Source organism: Rhodopirellula sp. P2 (assembly GCF_028768465.1).
GTDB lineage: Bacteria > Planctomycetota > Planctomycetia > Pirellulales > Pirellulaceae > Rhodopirellula.
In genome coordinates this window covers 6,735,046-6,751,759 of sequence record NZ_CP118225.1, presented here as the reverse complement: position 1 = coordinate 6,751,759, position 16,714 = coordinate 6,735,046, and the positions used below count along the sequence as shown (strand labels likewise).

Below are 16,714 nucleotides of genomic sequence, written 5' to 3'. Positions count from 1 at the left end.
CCTTTGATCGCTCCGCAATGACTCCGTGGTCGCTACTGAATTCGTTCAAACCCGGTCGGTAAAACCTTGTATTCTGCCGGCGTTCCATTCGGCAGATTGCAGCTCACTCGACATTGATAGGGAGAGGGATCTTGTATTAGTACCTCACTGAGTATTGATACCCCAGTGAAATTTTTGATCGTCACGTGGTCGACAATCTCAAATGATTTCAAGTCAATAACAAACAAGACTGATTAGGCTTCTTCTAAGAGAGCTTTGGTTTTCTTGAGAAGAATCGGTTTGCCCTCTTCGTATTCCCGCTTTTGACTATACCAGAGCAGTTTTGTTTCTGGCGATCCAGCCAAATCAATCGCCTTGCAATTCAGTGATCCAACCGGTGTCATGTCAAGAAAATTGAAAACGTCGTTGTTGGTTCCCGACAAAGCCAGTCGACAAAGCACGCTAGTACCGAGCCGGGAATGAGCCAAGTTCTCATTTCGACTTTCAACTAAACATTCGTAGGACTCGACGGTTTCCGCTAATTTAGCAGCCTCCGATTTCAACAAGAGGTTTTCACGATGCGATCGAACAAGAAAAGCGGTGGCAATCGTAGCGATAGCTAGAAGGAAAGCTATTGTGACATTTTTCATTCGTTCGTTATCGCAACCTAAGTGGGGTGCGATCTCCAAGTCAAAAGTAACGGGCCGCAATGAACAGAGGCTTGGTTTGACGCTCTCGTTTTCACAGGAAGAGGTGCCAGCCCGGCGCACCTCTTGCTTCGATTGAACCACTGAATCTGATGTCGATTTGTGGGCTGAGCTATCAAAGCCGACTGCGCTACGCCGATTGCATTTGAGACACTGCGAACGCTTGCGTTGAAGCAGGTCGGCAGGAGCCTTTCGGCATTTGGACTGTTTTGGTAAGCGTCGTTGCTCCCACGTACAACCGGGGCTAACGCCCAAACGGCTCACATGATTATGCCCGATCATTCCTGCCGACCTGCTTAGCGGCCTGTTGATTTGATCTTAACCCGAAGCGTTACCGCTTGTCGATTGAGTCGTCAACGAGGTTTTAACGCTCATCCGACGGAAGCGTGCGCGGTACCCTGACTTCAGGTTTTTGGAGGGATTTCTCCGATGCCCGAAGTTTGAACGGACCATTTCGAGGCGTTCGAATTGAGTTGCCAAATGAAGCGGAAGCAAGCTCTGCTGAGGAGCAACTTGCCAAGGAATAGCTTGGTCTCCGATGCGCCGAAGGTGCTTCGCGGCCCACCGGCATGCCGGTGGGTTGTTTTCAACACGGACGCCGTCCATCATTGAACATTCGGACATCGGTGCATGCCTTGAAAACCTCGGGCGCACCCTTCCGTCGGATGAGCCCTAAATTTCGATAAGATCCTTCCACAAGGCAACGAGGTTTCGTGTGGTCGCTGGGTTCTCTTGCAGCCATTGGCAAAGCACGAGGCGTCGTTCCGGGCCCGTCGCGTCTGGGAGCAACGCAGTGCGTGCCTTGGGTTGGCCGCCGGCCTCGGTTCGCCAGAAGCGTTCTGCCGATTCGCTGGCGAGGTGGTCGCCAAACCGAACGCTGAAGTCGGAGGTTTCGCCCACGAACAACACGGAACCGTCCTGGGCGAGCACTTGGTACAGACCGCCTTTGGCGGAGCCGCTTTTCGAACTCGGCCCAGAGTTGGCGGTCCAGTTTTTAGCTGTTGAAAACTTCGGCGGCGATTGCTCCAACGCGTCTTCACCGGGTTGGTGCTCTCGGGCGGTGGTCGCCCATGATCGGAGTTGCGTCGCACACCAACGAAGAGTCAAGCGATCCGAGTCAAACGCGTGCAGCAACGCTTCGCGATCAAACTCTTCCAGCAACTTTGGATCGGTGAAAAGATCGTCCAAGCTGTGTTCGGGGTAACGCTGTGCGAGGTTGGCCCACGCCAGTTCAGCGGCGTAGCTGAATCGTTCGAGAGTGCTGGTTGGGATCGTTGTGGGGCGTTCCGTGTGAATGCCTTCCGCGGTCAGCGCACCGGACGCGCGAAGTTCGATCAGACGCTGGCGTCGGGACGCAGAGGGCTCGCGTTCGGAGACGCGGCGGCAAGCGATTTCCAGACGATCGCTCAGCACCGGGTCGAGCAGCACCCGATCGACGGAGTGGCCGTCATGGATGTCTCGGAAGGCGTTGATCAGTTCGCCATCGGTCATGGCACGCATGGTTTCAAATTGGAATTCCAACTGAGGCCCGACCTGCTGGGTTGCCCAGCGTTGTCGTTCCTCCTCCTCGCGAGCTAGCTTTTCCGCCTTGGATTCGTTCTTCTTGCCGTTGGTGGCGGGGGCGCTGCGAAGCGGGTCTGCGGCACCAGTGAGCGGGTCGCCAACACGAATCTGTTCGAGACGTTCGTTTCCGAGCGAAACATATTCTTCGCTCATCTCAAAACTAACGAACTCACGGCCGAGCTTTTTGGCAACGGCGACCGTGGTGGCACTGCCGCTGAAGGGATCCAGCACTTTGTCACCGGGGTCACTGCAGGCCCGGATGATGCGGCCGAGCAACTGTTCGGGCATTTGGCAGCCATGGAACCCAGCACGCTCCTTGAACGTGCCCGCGACTCGGGGGAAGTACCAGATGTCCTCATCGGCCGTGAAGCCGTACGGCAGGTCCTGGGGGCGCAGGATCCAAGTGTCATCGGGCATCCGGCCTTTGCTGTTGGCACGGCGGTCGTTGTAGACCAATTGCCGGGCCGAAGGCACGCGAACGGAGGGATCGTCGGCGTTGAATTTGAAGTGTTTCTCGTCTTTGACGAAATGAAACAAATGGGCGTGCGACCGCGTGAATTTGTATTTGCAGTGCACACCAAAGGTGTAGTACCAGATGACCCAGCTGCGACACTGGAAGCCGATCTGCTGCGACAGCACCTTCAGTTCGGCCGCGTATTCGTCTCCGATTGCCAACCAGAAGGCTCCGTCATCCGCGAGGACGCGATGCACGCCGCGAATCCAGCTCTCCGACCACTGGATGTATTCATCGGATTCCAGCGAGTCGTCGTAGACGTCGTAGGTGTATCCGATGTTGAACGGTGGGTCGGCAAAAACCAAATCGATGCAGCCGGCTGGCAGTTTTGCCATGCCCTCGACGCAATCTGAAACGTGAACTTGTCCGAAGGCTGGAGAGGTCATACAAACTTCGGATCCGTTCAAGGGCCACAAACAATCAACTGTTGGGCCGGATGATCCACCATAACCGTTCGAAGATCAACGCCTCGTCGTCGCCCGATGCCAGGGCTTGGTGTGCCAATTCGCGTTCGGGAGTGTTGAGTTTCAGCTGACCGGCTAAATGCGCGACGTGATCCAAGCGGCTGTCAAAATCCGGCAACTGCGAAATCCACGCAGGGACGATCATCGACGATCGCATGGGATACCCGGTCGAGGCGACCGCGGCTTTGCGATCCCCGTTCTTTTCAGGACGGCGTTTCTCCGAGTTCGACGGCGTGCCATCGGCGGACAATTCGCTGCCCAGGGGCTGAGCCAGCAACGTGTCGCGACCGCTGTCGCCCGGCCAGTTTGGTTTGGCATCCTGCAAAGCGACTTGCAATCGACGCTGAGCGGAGCCAGGACGCCGAAACGGCGATCGAGCCGCCATCGCGTGGACGGCGGACACGGCACTGGACCACTGCTGGTCGTCGGCGATCAAGATTCCTTGTGGCGACATCGCATCGGGAACCGAGCGAGTCATCACGGTGTCGGACAACAAAATCGACAGGCTGCGAAGCACATCGAAATCACTGGCGATCAAGTCGTCCACCAGCGGCCGCAGCGTCTCGGGCGGGACGGAGGCAGCCGACAGATCAAACGGGCTGGTCGTTGACGGCGAATCGTGAACCATCGCGAACAAGGTCGAGACGATGCCTTCCGCTAAATCCCGTGAGCCAATCAGGTTGTTGGACCTGGCCTGTGTTTCTGCCTGCGAAGGACGCTTGGCCAACTGCCGACGTCCGTCCGGCGTGTCGTAGAAGATGTCCTTGTCGGCACGCGACGGATTCAGCAGCGGAGCCAGTTCGGCCGCGACGGTCCAGTAATCGGCTTGAGTGGGAATCTCATCACCGGAGTTGGGAACATCATGACAGCGTTGACAACGCAGGTCCTGGTGACGGGTCAGGGCCGCGGTCTTGACCGTGACTTCGTGCAAGTCGGCTGGTTGCAACATCCGAATCCAAGGCGTTGCGGCCGACTTTTGCGTGTCCGGTTTTACGTCGGCGTTGGGTTTCGAACCGGCCTTCGAAGGGAGCATCCAAGCGGCGATCAGGCGATCGGCACCCGCCCCGCTGTTCAGCACTTCGCTGAGACTCTCCGAGGCATCTTGGTGCTTGGATTTCTTCCCCAAGAAAGCGGTCAGCAACCGATTCGAGATCGCTTGGCGGTTCGAGGGGCTGGCGATCGCCGTTCGAATGGCTTGGGCGTCGCCGATCGCCTCGACGGGAATCACCAGACCCAAGCGGTCAGCGAGTTCCTGTTGAATGGATTCCTTTTCACGCGAAGGCGTGGGGCGGACGCCCAGGCGTTTCCAGTGCGACTGCCAACTCGCGTCGATGTTCTGCGAAACCAAGGTGATCGACGGGACCGCGGCGGATGGTGAAGCAGGCTGAACGTCTTGCTGACCTGGTAACTCCGGTGAGTCGGTCGAGAGCGAGCCTGGATCGCCAGCGACGGTGGTCGATGGGTCACCTGCCAACTCGATCGGTTGAGCGCGTTTTCGCGGAGCGGACTTGGGTTGTGGGGACGCGTCTTCGCTGTCCACCACGGGAGCCGGGTTGGGCACGGATGGCGCGGCGCGGTCGGCGGCCGCGTCGGCGATTGCCTGCAGAGCCACATCGGATCGGTACTTCACACCCACTGCGACACCCACGCACAGCAGCAATCCGGCGGCGGTGCCGATCAGGATCGTGGCCAGCGAAAGTTTGGATGAGTGCTTGGCAACCCGAGAAGCGTCACGGGAGGATTGGTTCTTGGAACCTGCGAGTTTGGAATCTGACCCGGCGTGTTCGTCCGCCAATCGTCGCAGGATGAGTCCGGTTTGATCGGACGGTGTGGGACCACCGAGCGCTTCCTGGATCAGCAGGTCCAGCATGGCGTCTTCGCGCAGCGACTCCGGTCCCTGAGAGTCAGGGCCATTGTTCCGAGGGGGATCCTCGTGCGGTTCCGCGTGGGAAGGGTTTGTATTCATGATGGTTGAGTCACGGCGCGGAGTTTTTCTTCCACGCACTCTCGAAGTTGTGCTTTCGCTCGCTGCATCAGGTTTCGGGCTCCGTGGTCGGAAATGCCCAGGTTTTCACCAATTTGCACGCGCGGTGTGTTGTGAACGAAACGCATTGCCAAGGCGTCGCGAGCACGTTCGGTCAGTCCCTCCATGCATTCTCGGAGGGCCTCGACGGTTTCATTGCCCGTCAAATCCTTGCCCGCCCATCGTTGCCAGCTTTCGTCCAGCAACTCAGGTGAATCAGAAAGTCGGATCCGTCCGAACTTTCGGTGGTATGAAACGAGGAGGTTGTACGCCGTACGGCGCAGGTATTCTGAAGTGGCTTCGTCTGAATGTTGAACGAAGTTGTCTCGTCGAAGTACACGCAGAAACGTCTCCTGCGTCAAATCGTCCGCCGTGGCGGAGTCACATCCGAGCAGTCGCAAATACCGCCAAATTCCATCTTGGTGGCGGACAACCAATTCAGCTGGTGAAAGTTCACTCACGCATCCATTGGCCTGGGTCTCAGGCCACCAATTCACGAATGAGCTTTCCGCCACCAGCAATTTTCATCGGTCGTCCGTTGTTGCTGGTGAAGGTGGTTTCGGTTGAAATTCCCAGGCCTTTGCAGACCGTCGTCATCAGATCTTCGCTGCTATAGGGTTCCGTCTCAACCGTGGTTCCGTCGGAATTGGTCTCGCCGACGGCCAGCCCGCCCTTGATTCCCGCCCCGCCCACGACGCAGGACCACGCCCGAGCGAAGTGGTCACGGCCGGCATTGGCGTTGATTCGAGGTGTTCGGCCGAACTCGCCCATCCACATCACGACCGTGTCCTGGAGCAATTCACGCTGGGCCAAATCTTCCACCAAAGCACTCATGGCTCGGTCCAAAGTTGGCAATTTGTTGTCTTTCAGGGTCGTGAAGTTGTCGTTGTGCGTGTCCCAGCCGCCCAGGTCGACTTCGATGAATGGCACACCGGCTTCGACCAAACGTCGGGCCAGCAAGCAGCCTTGGCCGAAGTTGTCCGTGCCGTAGCGTTCTTTGACCTCATCGGGTTCTTTCTCAACGCGGAACGCTTCCATTTGTTCGCTGGTCATCAGATCCAACGTTTTGCCCAGCACTTTGGCGTGTTCGGCGGCGGGCGTGTCACGCGTGCGTTTGGCGAACCCATTTTCGATCAGGTTGAGGGCTGCCATGCGTTGCAGCAGTCGATCGTCATCCAGGTTCATCTTGAGGTTGCGGACACGACCGTTGCTGGTCACGGAAAACGGCGACCAAGCCATCCCCAGGAAACCAGGGCCAGCACCGGCACCACCGACTGATACGAATGGAGGGATTTCCAGTTCAGGACGTTGGTCGATCAATTCATGAGCGATCACGCTACCGTAGCTGGGGTGTTCGATGTTGGGGTTGGGAACGTAGCCCGTGTGCATGTAGTAACTGCCGCGGCTGTGGTCGGCCTCTCGTGTCGACATGCTGCGAACGACGGACAGGTGTTTCATCTGTTGGGCGATCATCGGCATGTGCTCACAGATTTGAGCGTTGCCGGTGGTCGAGATCGGGCGGAAGGGACCGCCGGTGGGAGCACCTGGTTTCAGGTCCCACATGTCGATGGTGGGCGGGCCGCCACCCATCCAAAGCAAAATCGCGGACTTGCGATTGCGTCGCATTTCGTCGGCTTGCGCAGCGATGTTGCCGCCCAAAGTCCACGCGGCAGCGGCCGCTGCGGATGACCCAGCCAAGTGGCTCATGAAGTGACGACGCGTCATGCCGTTGGGGGTGGAAAGATCCATGGTGAACTCCGGGAAAGAAAAGGTGATCGGTTCGAGGCGGTGTGAGAGCCGCCGTCGGATGGGGACGCTGGCAGTGATGGCTCGCTGCCGGCGATCCGTCTGGAGGTGGAATCAGGCTTGAGGTGGAATCAGGCTTGAGGTGGAATCAGGCAGCTCAGTGCTGCATGATGAATTCGTTGCTGTTGAGAATCGCCCACCACATGTCTTGCAACATTTCAGGCTCATCGCCTTTGCGAGCGACCAACAACTTGCTGGCAATCGTCACTTCGTTTTTGGTTGGACGCCGTGCCAAACCACTGAGGAACAATCGCGTCACACGGTCTTTGGGCGAGCGTCCCGATTGGCTGAGTTGGTCCAGGAACGAACCGGCTTCCAGGCTGATCGCGTTCTTGGTCAAGTCACCATTGAACAACATCAAGGCTTGTGGAATCGAACCGTTGAAGGTGGTCGTTTCGGTTCCTTCGTCGTTCCCAAAGGCGACGACGAATTGCGACAACCAACGACGACGTTCTGCTTCTTGTTGTTCGTAGCTGCCTTTGGACTGGGCATTGCTGGCGGTGACCATCGACGCGTACAGCTGTTCGGCACTCATTTGACGCAAGTAGAACCGGGAAAACTTGGGGGATTCACCGATCGTGGGGTCGTCGATCTCGTTGCTGGAACTCATCGTCGATGCCAATTGGTACGGACGGCTGAGCGTGATCCAGGTGATCAGTTTTTTCAGGTCGTAACTGCTGCTGCGGAATTCTTTGCCGAGGTTGTCGAGCAACTCGGGGTGCGATGAGGGGTTGTGTGGCCCCAGGTCATCGATGGGGCGAGTGAAGCCGTAGCCAAGGAACATCGACCACATTCGGTTGACGATCATCTTGTCCAGGTACTCGCTCTGCAGCATCAGGCGTCCGAGTTCTTCGCGGCGATTGACGTCTTCGACAAAGCCACTTTTTTCGATCTCGGTCCCATCGGTGAAGACAGGGTAAGCAACCTTTTGCAGGCCATTTCGCAGCTCATAAAACACCAGTGCGTCTTCGGGGTCGTTGGCTTCGCCAGCGAAGTCTTGGCTGACCAATTCGGCTGACTTGATGTCCCGTGTTCCTTCTACAAACCGACGCAGCGAGCGGGTCTGACGGAAGAAGGCGTTGAACTCCCAAAACTTCTGTTGTTTCCATTGGTTGAACGGGTGATTGTGACACTGAGTGCACTGGACCTGTTGTCCCAAGAAAATCCGCGAAACGCTGCTGGTCGCGAGCGTGCCTTTTTCTTGATTGACTTTGTCGACCAAGAAGTTGACCGCGCCATTGAAGTTCGGTTCACCCGGGGTGGTGGATCCCTCGGCGGTGACCAGTTCAAACACCAGTTGGTCGTAGGTCTTGTTGCCTGCGAAGCTATCGCGGAGGTATTTCTGCATACCGGTGCGGTTGGTCAAGTCACGGCGATCGGTGCCGCCGCTGCGGCCGATCAGTTGGTTGGTCCAAACGGTCGACCAATGGTTGGCATACTCTTCGGTGTAACGGTCGTCGTTGAGCAGTCGATCGACGAGCGCGGCTCGTTTGCCCGAGTCGCGGTCACCCACGAATTCCGACAATTCTTCGAACGAAGGGATCCGTCCGATCACGTCCAAGTACACGCGTCGGCACCACGTCGCATCGTCGACTTCCGCGGCAGGACGAATCGAAAAGTCTCGCCAGACTTGCTCGATCGCTTCGTTGATCATCACCACTTGAGGTGGAACGGCAGGTCCGGCCGCCACGGCGGTGGAAGCCATGGAAGAACAAGCGAGAGATCCCGCGATCAACAGCCCGGAAAGGGACAGAACGATCGATTTCATGAAAAACGCTCGGCGAAGTTAGACGAGAAGTGCGAAGCAAAAGCCTTTCGTCACTCATCATCAGAAAAGAATGAGCAGGCGGGCTGGAAGCGACGCGAGACAAGAATAGAACGACCACCGGCGGGAAATGTACCCGTTGGGGGCTGAGCATCCTCCGACAACCAAACTCCATTTTAGTCCAATCTGGGCCGCTGCCACCAATCCAAGACGGATTGTGGGGAAGGAGAATTCTGCGGGGGGCGTCACAATCGGACGCGGAGCCACCCGCTGTCGCTTCGCATTGTTCCCCACGGAGAGGGAGGCGTCCTTCAACCCGAGTTCACAACCCGGCGCGTGAGCGAGGGGCGTACAGGCTCGTTGCAATGGCACGCGATCCCTCGCTCACGCTTTTTGAAGTTGCGCTTTTGCAGTCGGTTTTGTTGGCCAACGGCCATCATCAACCCACACGTTTGGGATTGAACTTGGCCGTTGGCGAAAATGGGAGCGTGTTTTCCTGATCCAGGGGCGTTGCCCGCTGGCTATGCTGAAAAAGGCCGTTGGCCATTCAACGCAAAAGCGCAACTTCAAAACTCACGCTTCGGGTTAGGATTCAATCAGCAGGCCGTCTTGGCTCGGGGCGGAAGGGCTTGGAAGGTGGCGGGTGCCTTGTGCCTGTTCAGTGCCCAATCTGAATTCGGCAGAGTTTGTCGTCAGCGGTCATGTACAGCCACTTTTCGTCGCTGTCGAAGGTGCAGTTGCTGGTCCGCCCACCGGTGAGGATCCGGCCGAGCAACTTGCCATCTGGGTTCATCACATAGATTCCGCCGGGGCCGCTGGCGAACAAGGTCCCTTTGCTATGAACGGCCATGCCGTCGGGAAGGCCGGGGAATTCTTGCATCGCATCGCTGGCGTTGCCGAGCACTCGTCGCTGGCCAAGTGTGCCGTCGGACTTCAGCGGGTAGGCCATCCAAGTGGGGTCTTGGGGATCGCTTTGAGCGACGTACAACGTCTTCTCGTCGGGTGACAAACCGATGCCGTTGGGCCGCGCGATGGAATCCGTCAGCAACGTCACCTCACCCGATGTGGAGACGCGGTACACGCCACAGAAATCCAGTTCGCGTCGTTTGTCTTCGGCACGCTCAGGCAATCCATACGGCGGGTCGGTGAAGTACAAGTTGCCGGTTTGATCAAACACAAGATCATTGGGGCTGTTCAGTCGTTTGCCTTGGTAGTTGTCAACAATCGTTTGCTTGCCGCCGTCGGTCGTCAGCACGGACACGCGTCGGTCGCCATGCTCGCACATGACCAAGCGGCCTTTCGCGTCCAGCACCAATCCGTTGCTGCCAGGTTCCAAACCGTAGTACGTGTTGCCGGTGTAGCCGCTGGGTTGCAAGAACAACTCCACGCCTTGGCTTTCGCTCCAGCGATAGATCGTGTTGCGTGGGATGTCGCTGAACAGCAACGCGTCTTCTTGGCCGTCCTCTTGAGCGGGAACCCACACCGGGCCTTCGGTCCAAGTGAATCCGGCCGCCAAGACTTCGATCTTGGCATCCGCCGCAAGGAAGTCATCCAGGGAGTCGTCGAGTCGCTCCACTCGGCCGATGGTCGATGGTGTTTGAGCGACCGCTGCCGAATCGATTCCGAAAGAGGCAATCGTGGAGGCAACAACGGCGAGCACGGCGGTGCGTGCAAAGGCAGGCGGCAAGGACATCATGCTGGGGGTCTCGATGGGGAGGGGCGAGAATGAAAGGGTGGGGCCAAGCATCTTATCCACCGCGCCAGCACGACACAAATTTTTGCTGCCTGGGCAGCATGCCCGTCCCAACCGCGGAGCGGTGCCAGGTGTCGTGATGCAGGGGCAACTGTCGTCGCTCCGCGACTTGCCGATGCATGGCGATCTTGGGCACCTTGGGTTGAAACCCAAGGCTGTCCCATGCCGTCGCTCCGCGACTGTTGCCGGGAACGTTTCCACCCGATTCAACCGCGGAGCGGTGACATTTGTCAGGCTCGGGTTTCAACCCGAGTTCTCGGCCGTAGTTCCGCCCCCCAAAGCCGCGGAGCGGTGACAGGTGTCGTGATGCAGGGGCAACTGTCGTCGCTCCGCAACTGTCGTCGCTCCGCGACTTGCCGATGCATGGCAATCTTGGGCACCTTGGGTTGAAACCCAAGGCTCTCCCATGCCGTCGCTCCGCGACTGTTGAAGGGAAAGCTTCCACCTGTTTCAACCGCGGCGCGGTGACATTTGTCAGGCTCGGGTTTCAACCCGAGTTCTCAGTCGTAGCTCCTCCGCCCCAAAGCCGCGGAGCGGTGACAGGTGTCGTGATGCAGGGGCAACTGTCGTCGCTCCGCGACTTGCCGATGCATGGCGATCTTGGGCACCTTGGGTTGAAACCCAAGGCTCTCCCATGCCGTCGCTCCGCGACTGTTGCCGGGAACGCTTTCACCTGGTTCAACCGCGGAGCGGTGACATTTGTCAGGCTCGGGTTTCAACCCGAGTTCTCGGCCGTAGCCCCTCCGCCCCAAAGCCGCGGAGCGGTGACAGGTGTCGTGATGCAGGGGCAACTGTCGTCGCTCCGCGACTTGCCGATGCATGGCGATCTTGGGCACCTTGGGTTGAAACCCAAGGCTCTCCCATGCGGCCGCTCCGCGACTGTTGCCGGGAACGTTTTCACCCGATTCAACCGCGGCGCGGTAACATTTGTCAGGCTCGGGTTTCAACCCGAGTTCTCGGCCGTAGCCCCGCACACCAAAGCCGCGGAGCGGTGCCAGGCGTCGTGATGCAGGGGCAACTGTCGTCGCTCCGCGACTTGCCGATGCATGGCGATCTTGGGCACCTTGGGTTGAAACCCAAGGCTCTCCCATGCCGTCGCTCTGCGACTGTTGCCGGGAACGTTTCCACCTGGTTCAACCGCGGAGCGGTGACAGGTGTCGTCGTGGCGTCACTTCTCGGTGGAGTACCGAATGTCGCCGCGACGCAATCGTGCTTGCCACTTCTTGATGTCGCTGTTTCGACGCGACACGTTTTCTTGGTCGGGACGATACCCCAGGGTGTCGCCCACGATGTCTCGCAAGTTTTCAATCGCGAGCACGCGGACCGACATGGAACTCGAATTCAGGTACTCCACCAACTTGGCATCTGCACCGGCTTCGAGTTGTTCGTTGTTGTATCCCACCAACAATTCGAACAGCGTCTTTCCGTCGGCTTGTTCCGCTTGCTGGATCGCTTCGTCGATGGATTTGGCAGCTTCTGCGTCGGACGCCATGTGTTGGCGCAGTTGCTGAAAGTGCTCGGTGAAGTACAGGCGATGGCGGGGCGTGCTGAGGATGCCCGTGGCACCGAAGTAAACGTCCGCACGACCGATCATCAACAACGTTTGGGCCGCCAAGGCGGAGACTTCAACACGTCGAAACGCCATCGCTTCCCGCAGCTCTTTTTCCAGTTGTTTGTCATCGAACGAGCCATCGCGGCTGACAAATTCCAACAATCCTTCTCGAGCGGACGTGACCAGCAAGTCGGCTTTTTCAGGTGGATCGATCCAGTTGGGCAAACGTTCGACGTCGCTGACCTCGGCTTCCTCGTTGCCGCGTCCCCGCCATTGCTGGTTCGGTTCCAAGGTCACGACCGCGGGGGCTGATTCTGCGTCTTCGTCGGTTTGAGTTGACGTTTGGACCTTCAGTTCAACGGTGCCTTGCACCGCAGTGACTCGGTAAATGGGCATCCGGTTGCCGGGAACGCGAGGGTCCATTCCAAGCGGCCGCAGGTGCGTCATCTCAATCGCCAACACGGTTTGAGATTCCGGCATCGTCATTTCGATCGTCCGTGGACCCAATTCCCAGATCGCGGTCACGTTGTCTTGCGTGGATGCCAGCAGCAAGCGGCCGTCATGCAAATGGGTGACTGTCTTGGCCGATGTGGTTGGCTCGGTCGCGGTCTCCGGCGGCTGGGCGTCGTCACCGGGTTCGTCAGAATCGGCGGCGTCTTGTTCCTCGGTTGTGGCCGTTGGCGGAGTCGCCGCGACGGACTGGGTTTGTGAGATGGTCAGGCGTGTGGGACCCGCCAGCGTCCATTCGACGCCTTGGTCACCCGCCAAGATCGGGCGGTACAAGGAAGGGGCCAAGACCGTTTGGCTGGCACCGACAAAACGCAAGCGATCGTCTGGGGCGGCTTCTGGATTCGCTTCCGCGTTTTCATCCTCGGGCTTTGCCAGTGCAGGCCACAATCGACGCCAGCCAGCGGTCTGGACCGCGTCGCTGGCTTCCACCGTCTTTGCGGTTGAGTTCTGAACCAGGACGACCGATTGGCCGTTGACCAAATGGGCGACTTCCGTGCCACTGGCAACGTTGGATGCGTCCGCCACTTCCGGTGGAATCGTTTCGGTGGCCTCGGCGGTTGGTTCCGCTTCCATGGGGGCGGTTGCTGGCGGCGCCGGTGGTGTGACTTCGGCTGTGTCGGTCATCTCGGCGGGCGCGACGTCCGCGACATCCGGGCTGGTGTTTGGTGTGGAGGCTGGGGCGGTGTCGGCCACGTCGGTTTCAGGTGGGAGCGTTTCCGCTGGAGTCTGCGTGGTGGTCATGGGGACATCGCCAGTCGCCGAATCCTCTGGGGACGCTGGGGCTGTGACTTCTGGACTTGTTTCGGCGGACGCCTCGGCGGGGATCGGGGTTGTCGGTGGCGATCCTGGAGCAGGCGGTGCGGGACCAGAGGGCGTCGCGGCAGGCGTTGGATCGGATGTGTCGGGAGTGGTCACGGCATCGTCGCTGACCTTGTCCCGATCTGCGATGCGTTGCTCGATCAGAGGAGCGAAGATCTTGCCCAGTGAAAACAGCAGCACGGCGACCAAGGCCAATGAAACCAGCCACGGTGTGATTCGCGAGGGGCGGACCATGCCGCCGTAGCCATCCTCGCGCATCATCGCGCGTGTGGTTCGGGCGACCAATTCGGCTTCGGATCGCGAGGAGGCTGGATTGGCGGCATGTCCCACCGGGTTCCGCAATCGTGTCGGCGCGTCCGCCACGCCCGAGTCGCTGGGGCCGACCGGAGCGATCGGGGTGGCCTCATGCGTGTCGTCTTGACCGATGGTGGCGTCCCCGGATGCGTCGGCCGCCGCATTTTCGTTGGCAGGAATGTCCAGCGAAGAATACGAAGCGGTTTCCGCGCTGGAGATCGATTTGGAAGGATTCGCGTCGGGCGCCCGTTCGATCTGTTGTTCCATGTTGCGAAGCGCCTCGCTGGCGGGCAACGTGTAGATCCGTTCCTTCAACCCATCGCTCACCCGCGCGGGTTGGCCCAGCACCATCGTCAAGATTTGGTGGCAGGCGGCCGCTTCGGCCAGCGTGGTGTCGGATTCCAAGCAGACTCGTTCGACCTCGGCGATTTGTTCCGCCGACAGCGTGCTGTCGAGGTACTCGCTGATGACATTCGCGTTTTCCAGTGGCCCGACCGCGTCGGGTGACATGGCACCCAAACTCGGGTGGTCCATCGCGGATTGGATTCGAGCGACCAAGGACGTCGCGTAGGTGCTTTCGTCGATCTTCTGCTTCAGCAATTTCTCGTCTTGCTCGTCGAGCATGTCGTCGAGGTAGGCCAGCAGGGTGCGAAGGGTCAAACGCATCGGAGATTTCCGGTGAAAAGACAGGGTCCGGTGAATGGACAGGGATGGATCGGGGCGAGCTCCTACGAATGGCTCGCTGGGAGACGGTCCACCGCAAGCCAAGTTCCCGGACGGGCGGAATGGCGGCGGCAGGCCTCCCACCCTTGTTAGTGACATCGCGGCGGCGGATCCGTGCAGAGAAAGCAGAAATGCTGACCCGTTTTTGTTTTTTTGCCCGACAAACCGGAGGCTTTCCGGGTTGTTGATTGAATCCCAACCCGAAACGTGACGAGGGATCGCGTGCCATTGCAACGAGCCCGTGGGTCCCTCGCTCACGCGTCGGGTGGTGAACTCGAGTCAATCAACAGGCCGTTTCGCCTGGCGAATTTGGCTTTCAAGCGGCAAATCGGGCTTTCTCAAGGCAATTCGGGGCCCGGTCTCGTCATTTCGGGGTTGGGCGGTCATGATTGGGCGTTTCCTAGCCCGTTCTCCCCGTCAAATTTCTCGTTCATGGCTTCGACCTACAAAGACGCCGGCGTCGATCTGGATGTCTACGCTGAATCGATGAGCCGCTTGCCTCGGCTGATGCACCGTACGTTCAGCCCCCGCGTCATGCCCAGCGACGGTGGTTTCGCGGGACTGTTTCGCCTGGATTTCCCCGGCAAACTGTTCGCCCGTAACTACGAAGAACCCGTCTTGGTCAGCGGCACCGATGGGGTCGGGACCAAGCTGAAAATCGCTCAGACGATGAATCAGCACGAAACGGTGGGAATCGATCTGGTCGCGATGTGCGTCAACGATCTGATCTGCACCGGTGCGGAACCGCTGTTCTTCCTCGATTACGTCGCGATGGGACGAGACGATCCGGCTCGCTTGGAACGCATTGTCCAAGGAATCAGCGACGGCTGCGTCGATGGTGATTTGGCCCTGCTCGGTGGCGAAACCGCGATCATGCCCGATATGTACGGCACCGAAGATTATGATTTGGCCGGTTTCGCAGTCGGGGTCGTCGAACGCAAGCGTTTGGTCGATGGCCACCTGATTGCCCCCGGCGATGTCGTGTTGGGACTGCAAGCGTCCGGCCTGCACAGCAACGGGTTTTCCCTGGTTCGAAAAATCATCGCCGACCATGGGCATCAGTGGAGCGATGTGATCGATGAACTGAACGAAGACAGCTCGTCACCTGAAACACTCGCTCAAGTTTGTTTGCGTCCGACCAAGATTTATGTCTCGGCGATTCGTGCGATCCAGTCTCACTACCGAGTCAAGCAAGTCCTTCACGGAATCGCTCACATCACCGGTGGTGGCATCGAAGAGAACCTGGACCGGATCCTGCCGCCTGGCGTGAACGCGGAGATCGATCCGAACGCCTGGACGCCCAACCCCATCTTCCGCTGGTTGCAACAAACCGGTGACGTGGCAACGTCCGAGATGCGGCGCGTCTTCAACATGGGCATCGGCATGGCCGTCGTGGTCAATGAGTACTACGCCGCCAGCGTCGCCAGCCAGCTTTCCGAGGCCGGCATCACTTGCTCGCCCATTGGCCGGATCGTCGAAGGATCGTCCAAGGTCGTTTACAAAGACGCCTGAGCTCACCGCCGGAACTCCGCTATCGCTGCGGTCCGGCCTACTGGTAGCCGGATTCGCCAAGAATTCGGATGGTTCCATTGTTTGGGGGGCTAGCGTTTCGTGCCTCGCTGAGCGTTGGGATGTTTCTTGACGCAGAGACGCCAGGGCTCAGAGACGCCAGGGCGCAGAGACGCCAGGGCGCAGAGACGCCAGGGCGCAGAGACGCCAGGGCGCAGAGACGCATGGGACCGCTCGAAAGAAGTGAGAGGAAAGATGGGAAGCGGTTGCTTGGAATCTCGCGATTGGGTGTCTGGAATTGTCCGGTGCTTTGCGCCCCCGCGCCTCTCCGTCCAACCGTGCTCGCGATCGCGTCATGCCGCTCGACGAGACGGTCCCCTTCACGCAAACAGTTGAGACAACTGTTCTACTCTGCGCTGCCGGAACTCCGCTTCGCTACGGTCCGGCCTACTGGTAGCCGGATTCGCCAAGAATTCGGATGGTTCCATTGTTTGGGGGGCTAGCGTTTCGTGCCGCACTGATCGATGGGATGTTTCTCGACGCAGAGACGCTCAGCGCGCAAAGAAAAACCCTCGCGTTCGAAACCGAAGTTTCAAACACGAGGGCAATCGGAATCTCAAGGGCGACTCAGTTCGTGGCTTCGTACACGAACTGGGTCATTTGAGTCAGTGTTGCGTCGGACGGATCAGTGTCCGCATCCGCAAGCTGGTGCTTCGAAGCCACAGGAAGGCTC

General features: G+C 58.9%; 10 protein-coding genes. 1 reads left to right on the top strand and 9 read right to left on the bottom strand.

Features of this window, described 5'->3' with window-relative positions; genetic code table 11:
- Positions 1-233: 233 nt before the first annotated feature.
- From PSR62_RS23655 to PSR62_RS23615, 9 genes are all read right to left on the bottom strand, one after another.
- A complete protein-coding gene (locus PSR62_RS23655) occupies positions 234-629 on the bottom strand; it encodes a hypothetical protein (RefSeq protein ID WP_274405420.1) in 396 nt (131 codons plus the stop codon).
- Positions 630-1,358: 729 nt separating this feature from the next.
- The gene (locus PSR62_RS23650; RefSeq protein ID WP_274405419.1) at positions 1,359-3,149 is read right to left on the bottom strand and encodes a DNA methyltransferase; all 1,791 of its coding nucleotides are present in this window, start codon (positions 3,147-3,149) and stop codon (positions 1,359-1,361) included.
- A gap of 34 nt (positions 3,150-3,183) precedes the next feature.
- Positions 3,184-5,193 (bottom strand): hypothetical protein, encoded by a 2,010-nt coding sequence (locus tag PSR62_RS23645; protein ID WP_274405418.1) that lies wholly within the window; start codon positions 5,191-5,193, stop codon positions 3,184-3,186.
- The gene (locus PSR62_RS23640) at positions 5,190-5,711 is read right to left on the bottom strand and encodes a sigma-70 family RNA polymerase sigma factor (RefSeq protein ID WP_047815048.1); all 522 of its coding nucleotides are present in this window, start codon (positions 5,709-5,711) and stop codon (positions 5,190-5,192) included. Before PSR62_RS23640 ends, PSR62_RS23645 begins: the two co-directional genes overlap by 4 nt.
- Before the next feature lie 19 nt (positions 5,712-5,730).
- On the bottom strand, positions 5,731-6,999 hold the full coding sequence (locus PSR62_RS23635; protein WP_274405415.1) for a DUF1501 domain-containing protein: 1,269 nt from the start codon (positions 6,997-6,999) through the stop codon (positions 5,731-5,733).
- A 154-nt stretch (positions 7,000-7,153) separates the two neighbouring features.
- On the bottom strand, positions 7,154-8,761 hold the full coding sequence (locus PSR62_RS23630) for a DUF1549 domain-containing protein (protein WP_274408290.1): 1,608 nt from the start codon (positions 8,759-8,761) through the stop codon (positions 7,154-7,156).
- 718 nt (positions 8,762-9,479) lie between these two features.
- On the bottom strand, positions 9,480-10,517 hold the full coding sequence (locus PSR62_RS23625) for an SMP-30/gluconolactonase/LRE family protein (protein ID WP_274405414.1): 1,038 nt from the start codon (positions 10,515-10,517) through the stop codon (positions 9,480-9,482).
- A 557-nt stretch (positions 10,518-11,074) separates the two neighbouring features.
- Positions 11,075-11,665 (bottom strand): hypothetical protein, encoded by a 591-nt coding sequence (locus tag PSR62_RS23620; RefSeq protein ID WP_274405413.1) that lies wholly within the window; start codon positions 11,663-11,665, stop codon positions 11,075-11,077.
- A 77-nt stretch (positions 11,666-11,742) separates the two neighbouring features.
- Positions 11,743-14,415, bottom strand: a complete 2,673-nt coding sequence (locus PSR62_RS23615) for a hypothetical protein (RefSeq protein WP_274405412.1) — start codon at positions 14,413-14,415, stop codon at positions 11,743-11,745.
- 489 nt (positions 14,416-14,904) lie between these two features.
- Here PSR62_RS23615 and purM point away from each other — a divergent pair, with 489 nt between their 5' ends.
- Positions 14,905-15,984, top strand: a complete 1,080-nt coding sequence (gene purM, locus PSR62_RS23610; protein ID WP_047815986.1) for a phosphoribosylformylglycinamidine cyclo-ligase — start codon at positions 14,905-14,907, stop codon at positions 15,982-15,984.
- Positions 15,985-16,714: the final 730 nt, after the last annotated feature.